The organism is Chimaeribacter arupi (assembly GCF_002858805.1).
Taxonomy (GTDB): Bacteria; Pseudomonadota; Gammaproteobacteria; order Enterobacterales; family Enterobacteriaceae; genus Chimaeribacter; species Chimaeribacter arupi.
Genome location: NZ_PJZI01000019.1, coordinates 76,860 through 93,153, shown reverse-complemented (window position 1 = coordinate 93,153; position 16,294 = coordinate 76,860). Strand labels below are relative to the sequence as shown.

Here is a 16,294-nt window from a genome sequence, read left to right as displayed (position 1 = left end):
ATGGGTGGTCGGTTTCGGTTGTTTATGTGTCATTGTCTACCCGGCCATCCGATCCTCAACCGAGCAGGGCCTGCCGGCGCGCCGGCCCTGCACCCGCGCGCGTTCGGTGCCCCGGCAGAATTATTGCCCGCGCTGCGGGTTCCCTCCTTCGGCCTCCAGGCTGTTCGGGTCGCCGCAGACACGCTCCCGGCGTGGCTGTCCCTCTCGCGGACGTCCTGTCCGCTCACCCGGCCCTGCGTCTCCACTCGGCAATGATTTTTATGCCACCGCCAGGCTGCAACTCTTTGGGGATGTCAGGAAAGAATAGCTCGTGGGATTTCGCTGAACGTGGCTGTGTTCATGTACTGCGGCTCCATTCGGCAATGATTTTTACGCCCCCGCCAGACTGCAAATCTTTGGGTATGTCAGGAAAGAATAGGAGAGACTTTATTTTTTCTGCCCGCTCGCCCGGCCCTGCGGCTCCACTTGGCAATGATTTTTATGCCGCCGCCAACCTGCAACTCTTTGGGTATGTCAGGAAAAAGCAGGGCGTTTATCCCGCTGCAATTTCCTGGTTTTTCTCAGAAATGAATAAAATTCCATCCGGTGAAGACTTGACCCATAACAAGGTGGCGGGCGGGTGAGGCTCCCTATAATCAGGCTCATTTTTCGCACATGGGCGCGTCGTTATGGATTATCAACTTGAGCTGGACTGGGATCACTTTTTAACAACGTACTGGCAAAAACGGCCGGTGGTGCTGAAACAGGCGTTTAAACACTTTGCAGACCCGATTACGCCGGATGAGCTGGCCGGGCTGGCGATGGAGAATGAAGTCGATAGCCGGCTGGTGAGCTATAAAAACGGACAGTGGCAGGCGGAGCATGGGCCGTTCGAGGCGTTTGACCACCTCGGGGAAACCGGCTGGTCGCTGCTGGCGCAGGCGGTGAACCATTGGCACCTCCCGTCGGCGGCGCTGGTCACACCGTTCCGTGTGTTGCCGGACTGGCGGCTGGATGACCTGATGATCTCCTTCTCCGTGCCGGGCGGCGGGGTCGGGCCGCATATCGACCAGTACGACGTCTTTATCATCCAGGGCATGGGCCGCCGCCGCTGGCGGGTCGGCGAAAACCTGCCGATGCGCCAGTTCTGCCCGCATCCCGCCCTGCTGCATGTGGACCCGTTCACCCCGATTATTGATGAGGAACTCGAACCCGGCGACATCCTCTACATCCCGCCCGGCTTCCCGCATGACGGCCAGACACTGGACACCGCCCTCAACTACTCCGTGGGCTTCCGCGGGCCGAATGGCCGCGATCTGATCAGCAGCTTCGCCGACTACGCACTGGAAAACGATCTGGGCAGCGAACACTACCGCGACCCGGCGTTAACTCGCCGGGCGCATCCGGGCTGCATGGAGGCGCATGAAGTGGAGCGCCTGCGCGACATGATGATCGCGATGATCAACCAACCGGATGACTTTACCCAGTGGCTCGGGCAGTTTGTCACCACGCCGCGCCATGAGCTGGACATCGCCCCGGCAGAACCCCCGTATGACAGTGATGAAGTCGCCGCCGCGCTCGAGGCAGGCGAAACGCTGGTCCGCCTGAGCGGCTTGCGTGTCATCCGCGTCGGCGATCGCTGCTTCGTCAACAGCGAACGGCTGGACGCCCCCGACCCGGCGGCGGCCGATGCGCTGTGCCGCTACACCACCCTGGGCCGTGAAGAACTGGGCGAGGCGTGGCAGAATCCGGCTTTCCTGGCCGTGCTGACCGGGCTGATTAACCGCGGCTACTGGTACTTTTCCGGGTAAACAGCCTGCCGGATAAAAAACCGGCTGGGGAAATCTTCAGGGGGTTTCTCCGGCCGGTGCCTGCACCGGCTGCGGGGCCGTGGCCGGTGGGGCCATCACCGAATGGCGGCGCACCAGCGTCGGGCTGAACATGTGGGTGGTTTCCGGCAGCGGCTGGTTGTTGGCCAGCGCCAGCGCCAGCTCAGCGGCCTGATTGGCCATCGTCACCACCGGGTAGCGCACCGTGGTCAGGCGCGGGCGCAGGTAGCGCGAAATCAGCACATCATCAAACCCAATCAGGGACATCTGCTGCGGCACCTCAATGCTGTTATCACTCAACACCGACAGCGCCCCGGCGGCCATCGGGTCGTTATAACAGGTTACGGCGGTAAAGGTTTTGCCGTGGCCGAGCAGGTCGATCATCGCCCGCTCGCCACCAATTTCGTCCGGCTCGCCATAGGCGATCAGCCGGTCATCCACCGCAATATTGTGCTCCTTCAGCGCGTCCAGATAGCCCTGGAGCCGGTCATGGGCATCGGAGATCTGATGGTTCGAGCAGATCACCGCGATGCGCTGATGCCCGGCCTGAATCAGGTGGCGGGTCGCCAGCCAGGCACCGTAATGGTCGTCCAGCGCCACGCAGCGCGCCTCAAAGCCGGGCAGAATACGGTTAATCAGCACCATTCCCGGGATCTGCGCCATCAGCCCGGCCAGCTCCTCGTCCGGCAATTTTTTGGCATGGACCACCAGCGCGCCGCAACGGTGGCGGATCAGCTGCTCAATCGCCTGCCGCTCCTTCTCCGCATTGTGGTAGCCGTTGCCGATCAGCAGGAAATTCCCGGTGTTATAGGCAACCTGTTCCACGGCTTTCACCATCGCACCGAAAAACGGGTCGGAGACATCGCCGACCACCAGCCCCAGTGTCTCGCTGGACTGCTGGGCCAGCGCGCGGGCATTGGCATTCGGGTGATATTGCAGCTGCTCCATGGCGCTCAATACGCTGAGGCGTGAATTTTCGCTGGCTTTCGGGGAGTGGTTGATAACGCGTGATACCGTGGCAACGGAAACGCCCGCCAGCCTGGCAACATCCTTAATCGTGGCCATAGTGATTCCATCATACAAAGTGAGGTGCCGTGTACGGCAGCCTGATTACATCGCCTGATGTCATCATCAGGCAGCGGGGTAATCGCTTACACCTCAGTTTTGCGGAAAAGCACCGCGGCTGCAAGGGAGCCAGATCCCATACTGGGGCTGCAACCGAAAGAAACAGGCATTTTTCCGGCGAAAGCGGGGCTTTCACTCGAAAGATAATCACCGGGCGTAATGGCAGCGGTTACAACGTCGGCTCTGTATGCTGATGGCCTGCTGCACCAGGCAGCGGCAGGTAATGATGGGTGATGACCGCCGCGGCCGCCGCCACATCCGCCGGGCAGCCGTGGCGCGCCAATGCCGCGCCGTAAGCCACCACATTGGTTAACACGGAGGGAAACACGGCATGGATGCCGCTGTGGTGAAGGCGCACCAACTGGTGGGCGATCACCCCGACGCCGGGCGAGATGGCCGCGCCCAGCGCCAATGCATCCGCGATTAAGGCATCGGTATCAACGTCCTCCGGTACCGGGGCAGCCGTCACCAGCGACGACGCGCACGCCTCGTCTGATACCCACGGCACCACCCCCAGCGCCCGCAGCCCGGCGCGTGTCGCCTGCGCGGCCTTGAGGTGGCGATTAATCAGGGCGACCAGCCCTTCGTTTTCCAGCCGGTCCAGCGCGGATTCCAGCGCCCAGAAATCCCCGGCGGAGGGCGTGCCGGGCAGCGCGCCGCGGCCGCGATCCAGCCACTGGCGTTTCAGCTCGGTGAGTGACAGGCAGGATTGCGCGTACCCGGCGGGCGTCATCAGCCGCAGCCAGGCGCGTGCGCTGACGCTGACGGCAGACAGGCCCGCCGGGCCGCCCAGCGCTTTTTGCGGGCCGATCACCGCGATATCAATGCCGAGGCCGTCCACATCCAGCGTATGGCCGCCGACCGACGCCACCGCATCCACCACCAGCAGCGCCTGGCGTTGGCGGACGCGCGCGGCAATCTCACTCAGCGGGTTAACAATACCGCTGGCCGCCTCACCATGCGCCAGCACCACTGCGTCCAGCGTCGGCATAGCGTTCAGCGCCTGATCAAACGCCGCCGGCGTGATCGGGTAACCGGACGGCGCTTTGACGTCGTGCACCTCTGCGCCGCCGCGCCGTAGCCACTGGCTGAAGTAGAGGCCGTAGGGGCTGGTGACCACATTCAGGATATGCATACCGGGGCGCGACAGGCTCACCGCCACCGACTCCAGCGCCAGCATCGCCTCGCCCTGGATCAGCAGCAGATCGTTTTTCGTCATCAGCAGCCGCGCCAGCCGGTCAGCCAGCGGCGCAAAACGCTCAGCCGGGTAGGGCGGCAGGCTGAGCAGCGGGTACCAGCAGGGATCGGCCATCACGGCTCCTTTTCCGCCAGCGGCGGTGCGTAAACCATCATCTGTAAAGTGTAGAAGCCCCCACGGGCGGCGGCGCAGATTTGGCAAGGCGGGCGGTTGGTGATAGGTTGACGGCCTGCCTGATAGCCTGCGAACAATAACCATGCCGATACAACGTTTCCCGCACCTGGCGCACTGGGGCGCCTACACTGCTGTCGTCGACGATGGCGTGCTGACCGGTTGCGAGCCCTTTGCCGCTGACCGTGACCCGTCACCGATGCTGGCCGCCATCGCCCCGGCGATCTACGCCGATAGCCGCATCCGCAAACCGGCAGTGCGCCGCTCCTGGCTGCAACGCCGTGAACACAGTGACCGCAGCCTGCGCGGGCGTGAGGAATTTGTTGAGGTCGAATGGGACGAGGCGCTGGCGCTGGTCGCAGAAGAGAACCAGCGGGTACGCGACCGCCACGGCCCCGGCGGGCTGTTTACCGGCTCTTACGGCTGGTCCTCCGCCGGGCGCCTGCACCATGCGCGTTCGCTGGTGCGGCGCTTTTACTTCAGCGGCGGCGGCGGGGTCGATCAGGTCGGCAATTACAGCTGGGGCGCGGCGCAATTCTTCCTGCCGCATGTGATCGGCACCTTCAGCCCGCTGACCGGGCGCGTCACCGACTGGCAGAGCGTGGCTGACCACGCGGACGTGCTGGTGGCCTTTGGCGGGCTGGCGCTGAAAAATGCGCAGGTGGCCTCCGGCGGCGCGGGTGAACATACGCTGAAACCCTGGCTGGCGCGGCTGGCCGCGCAGGGCACGCCGGTTATCAACATCAGCCCGACCCGTGACGACTGCCCCGCGTTCCTCAATGCGGAGTGGATCCCGATCCGCCCCAATACCGACGTGGCGCTGATGCTGGCGCTGGGGCATGAGATTGACCGGCTGGGTGCCGTGGATGACACCTTTATGGCGACGTACTGCACCGGCTGGCCGCCATTGCGCGCCTACCTGAACGGCAGCAGTGACGGCGTGGCAAAAACCCCGGCCTGGGCAGCGGCGATCACCGGCATCCCGGCGGCGCGCATCCGCCAACTGGCACAACAGTTAATTGGCGTACGCAGCTTTATCACCTGCGCCTACGCCGTCCAGCGCGCCCATCGCGGCGAGCAACCTTACTGGATGATGATTGCGCTGAGTGCGATGCTCGGCCAGGTCGGGTTGCCGGGCGGCGGCTTTTCGTTCGGCCACGGCTCGATGAACAGCGTCGGCAACCCGCGCCATGACACGCCGGGGCCGTCAATGCCCGCCGTGCCGAACCCGGCCGGGCTGGCAATCCCGGTGGCGCGTATTGCCGACATGCTGCTCAACCCCGGCGCGCCCTACAGTTTCCAGGGCGAAACCCACCATTATCCGGACGTTAAGCTGGTGCACTGGGCGGGCGGCAACCCGTTCCACCATCACCAGCAACTCAACCGGCTGCTGGCAGGCTGGGAGAAGCCGGAGACCATCATCGTGCAGGACATCTGGTGGACACCGGCAGCGAAGCTGGCCGACATCGTGCTGCCGGTGACCTCGACCCTGGAGCGCAACGACATCGGCGGCTCCTCGCGCGATCGCTACGTCTTCGCCATGCATCAGGCGATTGCGCCGTTGCATCAGGCCCGCAACGATTTCGATATTTTCAGCGAGCTGGCCGAGCGGCTCGGCTACCGTGACGCCTTTACCGGCGGGCGTGATGAGCAGGCGTGGCTGCGCCATATCTACCAGCAGTGCGGCGAGGCGCAGGCGGGCACCGGCGTCACCTGGCCGGATTTCGACACCTTCTGGCAGCGCGGCCACGTTGAGTTGCCGCAACCCAGCACGCCGTACGTCTTTTTTGAGCGTTTCCGGCAAGACCCGCAGCGCCACCCGCTGAAGACGCCGAGCGGCAAGATTGAGCTGTACAGCGAGACGCTGGCCGGGTTCGGCCATGCCGACATGGCCCCGCACCCGCAGTGGCAACCGCCGGTGGAATGGCTGGGGGACGCCGCCGCCGCACGCTGGCCGCTGCACCTGATCACCGTGCAGCCCAGCGATCGCCTGCACAGCCAGCTGGATCAGGCCCCGCTGGCGCAGGGCAATAAAACGGCCGGGAAAGAGACGATCCAGATGCGCCCGGATGACGCCGCCGCCCGTGGCCTGCGTGAGGGCGGGGTGGTGCGGGTGCATAATGCGCGCGGGGCCTGCCTCGCCGGGCTGCGCCTGAATGCGGGCCTCGCCCCCGGCGTGGTGGTGATGGCCACCGGCGCATGGTTTGATCCCGGCTTCGGCACGCAGCGTGAAGACGTGGAGCAGGCGGGCAACCCGAATGTATTGACGCTGGATATAGGGACGTCGTCATTAACTCAGGGGCCAAATGCCATGAGCTGCCTGGTGGAGGTGAGCGCCGTAGAAACCCCGCCGCAGGCCGTGGGAAAAAAACCATAAAACCGCGGGTTTATGTACTTTTAATTCGTTGATTACATGAACGGAAGGGATTTTACAGTTGGTTGCATTTAGAGCAGAACTCTTTCGATTCAGCGGTGGTTTCTTAAGGGGGCGATCTCTAGAGTAGGACGTCCCAGAGGTATTGATTGGTGAGAAATCAACATACTCTGTATGTTGAGAGCCTATTCAATTGCACCAACCTACGCGGATGCGTAGGTTTTTTTTTGCCTGCGATTTCTGCCCCGCCCGTGGCTTCACTTAATTAACACTTTACTGTTGCCCGGTCGTCAGTGGCGGGCGGGTACGCTATCCTGTGCCCTGTTCAGGGCAGCATGTTGTTGCCCGGTTTCCTCATAAGGAGATGGGCTGTGTATGCATTGCTCAGGGGATTATTCAGAATCCTGTTTCGTGTCTCGGTCGAGGCTGACCCGGCGCAGTTCCGGCATGACAAGTTACTTATCACGCCAAACCATGTCTCATTCCTCGACGGCGCGCTGCTGGCGTTATTCCTGCCGGTTAAGCCGGTGTTTGCCGTTTACAGCCGTATCACTGACCGCTGGTTTATGCGGCTGATTAAGCCCTACGTCGATTTTGTGCCGCTCGACCCCACCAACCCGATGGCGATCAAGCGGCTGGTGCGCGAGGTGCAGGCCGGGCGGCCGATTGTGGTCTTCCCCGAAGGGCGGATCACAGTGACCGGTTCGCTGATGAAAATTTATGACGGCGCGGCCTTTATTGCGGCCCGTTCCGGTGCCACGGTGCTGCCGGTGCGCATCGACGGCGCGGAGTTCACGCCGTTCGGCCGGTTGCGCGGCGATTTCCAGACCCGTTTGTTCCCGAAAGTCACGATCCGCGTGCTGCCGCCGACCAGGGTGCCGATGCCGGACGCCCCGCGCGCCCGTGAGCGCCGGGTGCTGGCCGGGGCGCGCCTGCATCAGATCATGATGGACGCGCGCATGGCGACGTGTGAGCCGCAGACGCTGTTCGACGCGCTGCTGGCGGCGCAGACCCGTTACGGCCGCTTCAAGCCGGTGATTGAAGACATCAATTTCCAGGAGGACAGTTACCACGGGCTGCTGAAAAAAACGCTCGGGGTGAGCCGCATCCTGCAACGTTTCACGCAGGAGCGCGAGCATGTCGGGCTGCTGCTGCCCAATGCCACCATCATGGCGGCGGCGATCCTCGGCGCGACGCTGCGCGGGCGGGTGCCGGCACTGCTGAACTACACCGCCGGGGTGAAGGGCCTGCGCAGTGCGATGAAAGCGGCGGAGATCCGCACCATCGTCACCTCGCGCCAGTTCCTTGAGAAGGGCAACCTGACTGCGCTGCCGGAGCAGGTGACGGAGGCCAACTGGGTCTATCTCGAAGATTTGAAAGACACCGTGACCACGGAAGACAAGCTCTGGATCCTCACCCATCTGCTGTTCCCGCGCCGGGCAAGGGTGCCGCAAAAGCCGGACGATGCCGCGGTCATTTTGTTTACCTCCGGTTCCGAGGGCAACCCGAAAGGCGTGGTGCACAGCCACGCCAGCCTGCTGGCGAACGTCGAGCAGATTCGCACCGTGGCGGACTTCACCCCGCGTGACCGCTTTATGTCGGCGCTGCCGCTGTTCCACGCCTTCGGCCTCACGGTGGGGCTGCTGACGCCGCTGATGACCGGCAGCCGCGTGTTCCTCTACCCCAGCCCGCTGCACTACCGCGTGGTGCCGGAACTGGTGTATGACCGCAACTGCACGGTGCTGTTCGGCACGTCCACCTTCCTCGGCAACTATGCGCGCTTCGCCCACCCGTATGATTTCGCACGTGTGCGCTACGTGGTGGCGGGCGCAGAGAAACTCTCCGCCGGCACGAAACAGGTCTGGCAGGATAAATTCGGCATCCGCATCCTGGAGGGCTACGGCGTCACCGAGTGTGCGCCGGTAGTGGCAATTAACGTGCCGATGGCGGCGAAAGCGGGCACTGTCGGGCGCATCCTGCCGGGTATGCAGGCGCGCCTGATCCCGGTGGCGGGCATTGAGCAGGGCGGGCGGCTGCAACTGAAAGGGCCGAACATCATGAAAGGCTATTTGCGGGTGGAAAACCCCGGCCGGCTGGAGACACCGGCGGCGGAAAACCGTGAAGGCCAGATGCAGCCCGGCTGGTATGACACCGGCGACATCGTGACGCTGGACGAACAGGGCTTCTGCACCATCCTTGGCCGGGTGAAGCGCTTCGCCAAACTGGCCGGGGAAATGGTGTCACTGGAAAGTGTCGAACAACTGGCGCTGCGGGCCTCGCCGGAAGGGCAACACGCCGCCGCCTCGCGCCCCGACAGCACCCGCGGCGAGACGCTGGTGCTGTTCACCACCGATCGCGGGCTGACGCGCGAACAGTTGCTGAACGCCGCGCGTGACAGCGGCACCCCGGAGCTGGCAGTACCGCGTGACATCCGCGTGGTGAAAGCCCTGCCGCTGCTCGGCAGCGGTAAACCTGACTTCGTCGCCCTGCGCCAGATGGCCGAAAACCCGGAGAGCACAGCATGATGCAGAACCTGAAGGCCGGTGACGGCCTGCTGTCGCGCAGTATGGTGGCGGTGATTGTGGCGCAGTTCCTCTCCGCTTTTGGTGACAACGCGCTGCTGTTCGCCACCCTGGCGCTGATCACCCAGCAACACTACCCCGACTGGAGCCAGCCGATCCTCCAGATGGCGTTTGTCGCCGCGTATATTGTGCTGGCACCCTTTGTCGGGCAGTTTGCCGACAGCGTCGCCAAAGGGCGGGTGATGATGGTCGCCAACCTGCTGAAGCTGGTGGGGGCGGCGGCGATTCTGGCCGGGCTGAACCCGTTCTTCGGCTACGCGCTGGTGGGCGTGGGGGCTGCGGCCTATTCCCCGGCCAAGTACGGCATCCTCGGCGAGATCACCCGCGGTGAGCAGCTGGTCAAAGCCAATGGGCTGATGGAGTCCTCGACCATCGCCGCAATCCTGCTCGGGTCGGTGGCCGGTGGCTGGCTGGCGGACTGGCACCTGCTGGCGGCCATCGGCGTGTGTGCCGCGGCCTATGGGGCGGCGGTGGTGGCGAACCTGTTTATCCCGCGGCTGGCGGCGGCGCGCCCCGGCCAGCCGTGGCACCCGGTGCGGATGGTCAGCGCCTTTGCGCAGGCGGCACGCACCCTGTGGCAGGACAGCGGCGCCCGTTTCTCGCTGGTGGGCACCAGCCTGTTCTGGGGCGCGGGTGTCACGCTGCGGTTGCTGCTGGTGCTGTGGGTGCCGGTGGCGCTCGGCATCACCACCCACACCCTGCCGACGCTGCTGAACGCCTTTGTGGCGATTGGCATTGTGCTCGGGGCCGGGGCTGCGGCCTGGCTGGTGACGCTGAAAACCGTGAAACGCTGTATGCCGGCCGGGATTTTAATGGGCGTGGCGGTGGTGCTGTTTGCGCTCCAGCATCAGCTGGTGAATGCAGCCGTGCTGCTGGTGGCGATTGGCCTGCTCGGCGGCTTCTTTGTGGTGCCGCTCAACGCGCTGTTGCAGGAGCGCGGCAAACTCACCGTCGGGGCGGGTAACGCGATTGCGGTGCAAAACCTGGGGGAAAACAGCGCGATGCTGCTGATGCTCGGCCTCTACTCGCTGGTGGTGAAGCTGGGCACGCCGGTGGTGGCGGTAGGGATTGGCTTTGGTGTGCTGTTTGCGCTGGCGATTGGCGGGCTGTGGCTCTGGCAGGGGCGGCGGACGGGCTAATCCACGGTCATTCCCCTCAAACACCCCTCACCATGAAAACAGGGCGGAATTTCCGCCCTGTTTTTTTTGCCTGATGTGCAGAAGGTTACGGCGCCGGAATGGTAAAGCGGCGGTGGATCGCTTCCAGTTCCTGCATGATCGTTTCATCCAGCACCAGGTTCTGGCTGTCGATGTTGAGCTTCAGTTGATCCAGCGTGGTGGCACCCAACAGGGTACTGGCGACAAACGGCTGCTGGCGCACAAAGGCCAGTGCCATCTGCGACGGGTCAAGGTTATGGCGTTTCGCCAGCGCCACGTACTCAGCAATCGCCTGCTCCGCCTGTTCCCCGGTATAGCGCGTGAAACGGCTGAACAGGGTATTGCGCGCGCCGGCCGGTCTGGCACCGTTCAGGTATTTGCCGCTCAGCGTGCCGAACGCCAGGCTGGAGTAGGCCAGCAACTCCACGCCCTCGTGGTGGCTTATCTCTGCCAGGCCCACCTCAAAGCTGCGGTTCAGCAGGCTGTAGGGGTTCTGGATCGAGACAATACGCGGCAGGTCGTGCTTTTCCGCCAGTTGCAGGTAGCGCATCACGCCCCACGGGGTTTCGTTGGAGACGCCGATATAGCGGATTTTCCCGGCGCGAACCTGCTCGTTCAGCGCTTCCAGCGTCTCCAGCAGCGTCACGGCGGGTTTGTCATCGGTGTAGGTGTAGTTCAGCTTACCGAAGCAGTTGGTCTGGCGCTGCGGCCAATGCAGCTGGTAGAGGTCGAGGTAATCGGTGTTCAGGCGTTTCAGGCTGGCATCCAGCGCGTTGCGGATGTTTTTACGGTCGAGGGCCTGGTCGGGGCGGATGGCGGCATCACTGCCGCGTGACGGCCCGGACACCTTGCTTGCCAGCACCACTTTCTCACGGCAGCCGCGCGCCTTCAGCCAACTGCCGATATAGCTTTCAGTCAGCCCTTGTGTCTCAGGGCGCGGCGGCACCGGGTACATTTCTGCGGTATCGATCAGGTTAATCCCGGCGGACAGGGCATAATCGAGTTGCTGGTGGGCATCGGCTTCGCTGTTTTGCTCACCGAAGGTCATGGTGCCCAATCCCAGAACGCTGACTTCCAAAGAGCTGTGGGGGATACGGTGATAATGCATTGCCGGTTTTCCTTAGTGTTAAGAATATAGGCTGAAAAAATGCGTCTCTGGGGACGTTATCTTTTCTTCACAATCGCGTTTTTCTTCTCGCACAGATGATCAATGCCGGATTGACTATAACCAAGCTGCCGGGAGGGGGAAAGTGGCCGGGGAAGAGAAGGGCGCAGCCCGGTGGGTGCCGGAAGCCACCCGGCCCGGCCGGACAATGCTGTTTCCCGCCGGGCAATGGTTAACTAATTTGTTACCTTTCAATCACCTGGTTAACACTGTCGCCGTTAATCTGACGCTGGTTACCCTGCTCATCCGTATAACTGATTAAGCCGGTTTCCTTATCAATTTTCGGTTTACCCTGAGTCAGGATCATATTGCCCTCTTTGGTGGCGATGACGTAATCGCTGGAACAACCGGTGAGAGAGAGTGCAACAACCAGCGCAGAGGCAGCAATGGCCCATGTTTTCATGATGATTTCCTTACTATTCGGCAGACGGCAAAGGTGTATTAAGCGTAGCAAACTGCCATAAAAAGCCAGGCAAAATCTCCTCCAAAAGTCTGATTTTCCGCACGCTTACCTTAACGCTGCCCTCACATGAGGAAATGCCGCGCCAGCAGCGCCGCGGTAAAGTTCTTTTTCAGGTAGAACCCGCGCGGCAGCGTCATGATCGGCTGGCCGCGATCGCCTATCGCCTCGGTCAGCGCCTTGCTGTTGGCCGCTTTGGGCCGCAGTTGCAGCACCTCGCCGTGGCGGGCGGTGATGCTCTCAACCTTACCGAGCACGATCATGTCCATCAATTCTTCCCAGTCACAGCGCAGTTGATCTTCCTCTTCCGGGCTGGGCGACCAGAGCAACGGCGCACCGATGCGCCGCTCTGCCAGCGGCAGCACGCGTTCGCCCTCCACCGGCACCCACAGCACCCGCGACAGTTTATGGCGCACATGGCTGCGTTCCCAGCTGACGCCGCTGTTACCGGTGAGCGGGGCCACGCAGACAAAGGTCGTCTCCAGCGGTTTCCCGGCGGCATCCACCGGGATGGTTTTCAGCTCCACGCCCAGCGCCGGGAAATCCTGCTCTGCTTTGCTGCCGGCGGTGGCCCCGAGGTAGAACTCCAGCAGCATCCCAACCCAGCCTTTATCCCGTTTTAAATTGGCCGGAATAGCGATGCCGGCCTGCGTGGCCAGGTCGCCCAGTGAGTGCCCGGCCAGCGCCTGGGCGCGTTGCAGCAGTTCATCACTGTGTTGCGGTGGAGGAAGGGGAGAGAGGCCCATGCGTGTCACCTGTCGGAGTGGTTAAAAAATGTACTGGTCTTTCCCCTGGGAGCGGTATTTCGCGCCAGGTGGGGGAAAAACAGAATAATAGCATGATTTAGCTGATAAATTTTTCTGTTAATTTGCCGATAACCTGAAAGGCACCGCTTTTTTTCACCGTTTGCCGCTGACAATAAACAGGATCTTACACCAGGTTATCCACAGATTTTTGGGATAACCCGGCTTAATACGTACTACTGGTTTCATCCACAGGCTTGACGCGGCGGGGTTTTGGATAATTTACTCTTTTTATGTCCAATAAATTGGCATTATCTGTGGATAAAACCAACTTTGTTTCATTTTTAACCTCATCAACAATGAAAGGTGATATTGCTCACATTATCTCTGCCGCCGCGCCGCGGCATACGGGGTTATCGTGCTGTTTTAAATAAGATAATGCTGAGAGTGACCAGGGGTGAAGTTATCCACCGCCGGGGGGTTTAAGGCGTTACCCTGAAGTTCTGCACAAAGATATCCACAGAAAACGTGAATAAAATCGGGGGTGTAGCCGGGGATATGTTTATAACTTGGCAGGAAGCTGTGGGTTATCCCGGTGTTATTCCTGATGAACGGCTGATAAGCAGTGGTTTACCGCCTGTTGGGAGTGTGAAACAATCAAGGCATATGCATTTACGCTTATTTGAGGTAGTCCGGTGATCGATGATGATGGCTACCGCCCGAATGTTGGTATCGTAATCTGTAATCGGCAGGGGCAGGTACTCTGGGCCCGTCGTTACGGTCAGCACTCCTGGCAGTTTCCTCAGGGGGGGATTAACCCCGGTGAAACCGCTGAGCAGGCGATGTACCGTGAACTGTTTGAAGAAGTGGGGCTGAACCGGAAAGATGTGCGCATTCTGGCCTCAACCCGCAACTGGTTGCGCTATAAATTGCCAAAACGTTTGGTGCGTTGGGACACAAAGCCGGTTTGTATCGGCCAAAAGCAAAAATGGTTTCTCTTGCAGCTCATGTGCGACGACGCGGATATCAATATGCAACGCAGCAGCACGCCGGAATTTGACGGCTGGCGCTGGGTCAGTTTCTGGTATCCGGTACGGCAGGTCGTCTCCTTTAAACGTGATGTCTATCGCCGTGTGATGAAAGAGTTTTCCACAACCGTGATGCCGGTGCAGGAGTTAAGCCCGCCTCGCTCACCCCCTGCTTACCGTCGCAAAAGAGGTTAAGTCACGCAGATTATGCTCACGCGTTTGCGAGAAATTGTTGAAAAAGTCGCTGCGGCAACCAGCCTAAACGAGGCGCTGGATCTGCTCGTCAACGAAACCTGCCTGGCGATGGACACTGAAGTCTGCTCCATCTACCTGGCGGACAACGATCGCCGCTGCTACTACCTGATGGCCACGCGCGGCCTGAAAAAACCGCGCGGTAAACAGGTGACGCTCGCCTTTGATGAGGGCGTGGTGGGGCTGGTGGGCCGCCTGGCGGAGCCTATCAACCTCGCCGATGCCCACAGCCACCCCAGTTTCAAATATGTCCCGCAGGTGAAAGAGGAGCGTTTCCGTTCCTTCCTCGGGGTGCCGATTATCCACCGCCGCCAGTTGCTGGGCGTGCTGGTGGTGCAACAGCGCGAACATCGCCAGTTCGACGAGAGCGAAGAGTCGTTCCTGGTCACCCTGGCGACGCAGATCGCCGGGTTCCTGACCCAGGTGCAGCTGACCGAGCTGTTTGGCCGCTTCCGCCAGACGCGCGTCAAAGCGCTGCCCGCCTCACCGGGCGTGGCGATTGGCGTGGGCTGGCAGGACTGCTCGCAGCCGTCGCTGGATCTGGTCTATATGGCATCGACCCTCGACAGCACCCGGGAGCGCGAACGCCTGACCCGTGCGCTGGAAGAGGCCGGGGCGGAGTTCCGCCGCTTCAGCAAACGCTTTACCGCCAGCGCGCAGAAAGAGAGCGCGGCGATCTTCGACCTCTACTCCCACCTGCTGAATGATGCCCGCCTGAAGCGTGAGCTCTATTTTGAGATAGACGGCGGCTCCGTGGCGGAGTGGGCGGTGAAAAAGGTGGTGGAGCATTTCGCTGCCCAGTTCGCCAGCCTGCAGGACGCCTACATGCGCGAGCGTGCCGGGGATTTGCGCGCGCTCGGCCAGCGGCTGCTGTTCCACCTCGACGACAGCGTGCAGGGCGACATCCCCTGGCCGGAGCGGTTTGTGCTGGTGGCCGACGAACTGACCGCCACGTTGCTGGCGGAAGTGCCGCCGGAGCGGCTGGCCGGGGTGGTGGTGCGCGACGGGGCCGCCAACTCCCACGCGGCGATCCTGGTGCGGGCAATGGGTGTGCCGACCGTGATGGGCGCCGACATCCAGACCTCGCTGCTCAACCAGCGCACGCTGATCGTTGACGGCTATCGCGGTGAACTGCTGATCGACCCGGAACCGGTGCTGATCCAGGAGTACCAGCGGCTGATCAACGAAGAGCTGGAGCTGAGCCAGCGCGCGGAAGATGACGTGGAGGAACCGGCGCAGCTGAAAAGCGGCGAGCGGGTTTTCACCCTGCTGAATGCCGGGCTGAGTGCCGACCATGAAAAGCTGTTCGGCGGCCGGGTGGACGGCATCGGCCTCTATCGCACGGAAATCCCGTTTATGCTGCAAAGCGGTTTCCCGTCAGAAGAGGAGCAGGTAGCGCAGTATCAGGGCATGTTGCAGATTTTCCCGCAGAAGTCCGTGACGCTGCGCACCCTCGACATCGGCTCAGATAAACAGCTTCCCTATATGCCGATCAGCGAAGAGAACCCTTGCCTTGGCTGGCGCGGCATCCGCATCACCCTCGACCAGCCGGAAATCTTCCTGATTCAGGTGCGCGCCATGCTGCGCGCCAATGCCGCCACCGGCAACCTCAGCATCCTGTTGCCGATGATCACCAGCCTGGAAGAAATCGATGAGGCGAAACGCCTGATTGAGCGCGCCGGGCGTGAGGTGCAGGAGGTGCTCGGTTACTCTCTGCCGCCGGTGCGGCTGGGCATCATGATTGAAGTGCCGGCGATGGTGTTCCTGATCCCCCACCTGGCCGGGCGGGTCGATTTCGTCTCGGTCGGCACCAATGACCTGACGCAATACCTGCTGGCGGTGGACCGCAACAATACCCGCGTGGCGGCGCTGTACGACAGCCTGCACCCGTCGATGTTGCGGGTGCTGAAAATGATCGCTGACCAGAGCGCACAGGCTGGGCTGGATCTTAGCCTGTGCGGCGAGATGGCCGGTGACCCGATGGGCGCGCTGCTGCTGGTCGGGCTGGGCTTCCGCCACCTCAGCATGAACGGGCGCAGCATTGCCCGTATCAAATACCTGCTGCGGCGTGTGACGCGTGAGGAAGCGGACGCGCTGGCCGCCAGGGTGCTCACCGCCCCGCATACCGCCGACGTGCGCCACATCGTCTCGGCGTTTATGGAGCGCCGTGGCCTCGGCGGGCTGATTCGCGGCGGTAAATAGCCGCGTTTTGGCCGGTTGACGCCGACGCC

General features: G+C 62.2%; 12 protein-coding genes. 7 read left to right on the top strand and 5 right to left on the bottom strand.

The window, feature by feature from the left end:
* Positions 1 to 260: 260 nt before the first annotated feature.
* A complete protein-coding gene (locus CYR52_RS22665) occupies positions 261 to 623 on the top strand; it encodes a hypothetical protein (RefSeq protein ID WP_165699088.1) in 363 nt (120 codons plus the stop codon).
* A 45-nt stretch (positions 624 to 668) separates the two neighbouring features.
* Positions 669 to 1,790, top strand: a complete 1,122-nt coding sequence (locus CYR52_RS12660; protein ID WP_072932606.1) for a ribosomal protein uL16 3-hydroxylase — start codon at positions 669 to 671, stop codon at positions 1,788 to 1,790.
* 36 nt (positions 1,791 to 1,826) lie between these two features.
* On the opposite strand, the gene galR is transcribed toward CYR52_RS12660, so the two are convergent.
* Positions 1,827 to 2,873 (bottom strand): HTH-type transcriptional regulator GalR, encoded by a 1,047-nt coding sequence (gene galR / locus CYR52_RS12655; protein WP_072932604.1) that lies wholly within the window; start codon positions 2,871 to 2,873, stop codon positions 1,827 to 1,829.
* A gap of 229 nt (positions 2,874 to 3,102) precedes the next feature.
* Positions 3,103 to 4,245: a pyridoxal-phosphate-dependent aminotransferase family protein gene (locus tag CYR52_RS12650; RefSeq protein ID WP_101828695.1), complete on the bottom strand. Its 1,143-nt coding sequence runs from the start codon at positions 4,243 to 4,245 to the stop codon at positions 3,103 to 3,105.
* A gap of 142 nt (positions 4,246 to 4,387) precedes the next feature.
* Here CYR52_RS12650 and CYR52_RS12645 point away from each other — a divergent pair, with 142 nt between their 5' ends.
* The 3 genes from CYR52_RS12645 to lplT all read left to right on the top strand — a co-directional run bounded on the left by CYR52_RS12645 (position 4,388) and on the right by lplT (position 10,397).
* Complete coding sequence (locus CYR52_RS12645) at positions 4,388 to 6,679, top strand: molybdopterin guanine dinucleotide-containing S/N-oxide reductase (RefSeq protein WP_101828694.1); 2,292 nt, start codon at positions 4,388 to 4,390, stop codon at positions 6,677 to 6,679.
* 332 nt (positions 6,680 to 7,011) lie between these two features.
* Complete coding sequence (aas, locus tag CYR52_RS12640; RefSeq protein WP_101828693.1) at positions 7,012 to 9,201, top strand: bifunctional acyl-ACP--phospholipid O-acyltransferase/long-chain-fatty-acid--ACP ligase; 2,190 nt, start codon at positions 7,012 to 7,014, stop codon at positions 9,199 to 9,201.
* On the top strand, positions 9,198 to 10,397 hold the full coding sequence (lplT, locus tag CYR52_RS12635; protein WP_101828692.1) for a lysophospholipid transporter LplT: 1,200 nt from the start codon (positions 9,198 to 9,200) through the stop codon (positions 10,395 to 10,397). Before aas ends, lplT begins: the two co-directional genes overlap by 4 nt.
* An 85-nt stretch (positions 10,398 to 10,482) precedes the next feature.
* Here the strand turns inward: lplT and CYR52_RS12630 are convergent, their stop codons facing one another.
* From CYR52_RS12630 to mutH, 3 genes are all read right to left on the bottom strand, one after another.
* Positions 10,483 to 11,523, bottom strand: a complete 1,041-nt coding sequence (locus CYR52_RS12630; protein ID WP_072932590.1) for an NADP(H)-dependent aldo-keto reductase — start codon at positions 11,521 to 11,523, stop codon at positions 10,483 to 10,485.
* 241 nt (positions 11,524 to 11,764) lie between these two features.
* Positions 11,765 to 11,983, bottom strand: a complete 219-nt coding sequence (locus CYR52_RS12625; RefSeq protein ID WP_072932587.1) for a YgdI/YgdR family lipoprotein — start codon at positions 11,981 to 11,983, stop codon at positions 11,765 to 11,767.
* 122 nt (positions 11,984 to 12,105) lie between these two features.
* A complete protein-coding gene (gene mutH, locus CYR52_RS12620; protein ID WP_101828691.1) occupies positions 12,106 to 12,786 on the bottom strand; it encodes a DNA mismatch repair endonuclease MutH in 681 nt (226 codons plus the stop codon).
* Between the two features lie 692 nt (positions 12,787 to 13,478).
* Here mutH and rppH point away from each other — a divergent pair.
* Together rppH and ptsP are read left to right on the top strand one after the other, a co-directional pair.
* Positions 13,479 to 14,006 carry an RNA pyrophosphohydrolase gene (rppH, locus tag CYR52_RS12610; protein ID WP_072932581.1) on the top strand — a complete coding sequence of 176 codons (528 nt, stop codon included), beginning with the start codon at positions 13,479 to 13,481 and terminating at the stop codon, positions 14,004 to 14,006.
* A 12-nt stretch (positions 14,007 to 14,018) separates the two neighbouring features.
* Positions 14,019 to 16,265, top strand: coding sequence for a phosphoenolpyruvate--protein phosphotransferase (ptsP, locus tag CYR52_RS12605; RefSeq protein ID WP_072932579.1), 2,247 nt, complete (start codon positions 14,019 to 14,021; stop codon positions 16,263 to 16,265).
* Positions 16,266 to 16,294: the final 29 nt, after the last annotated feature.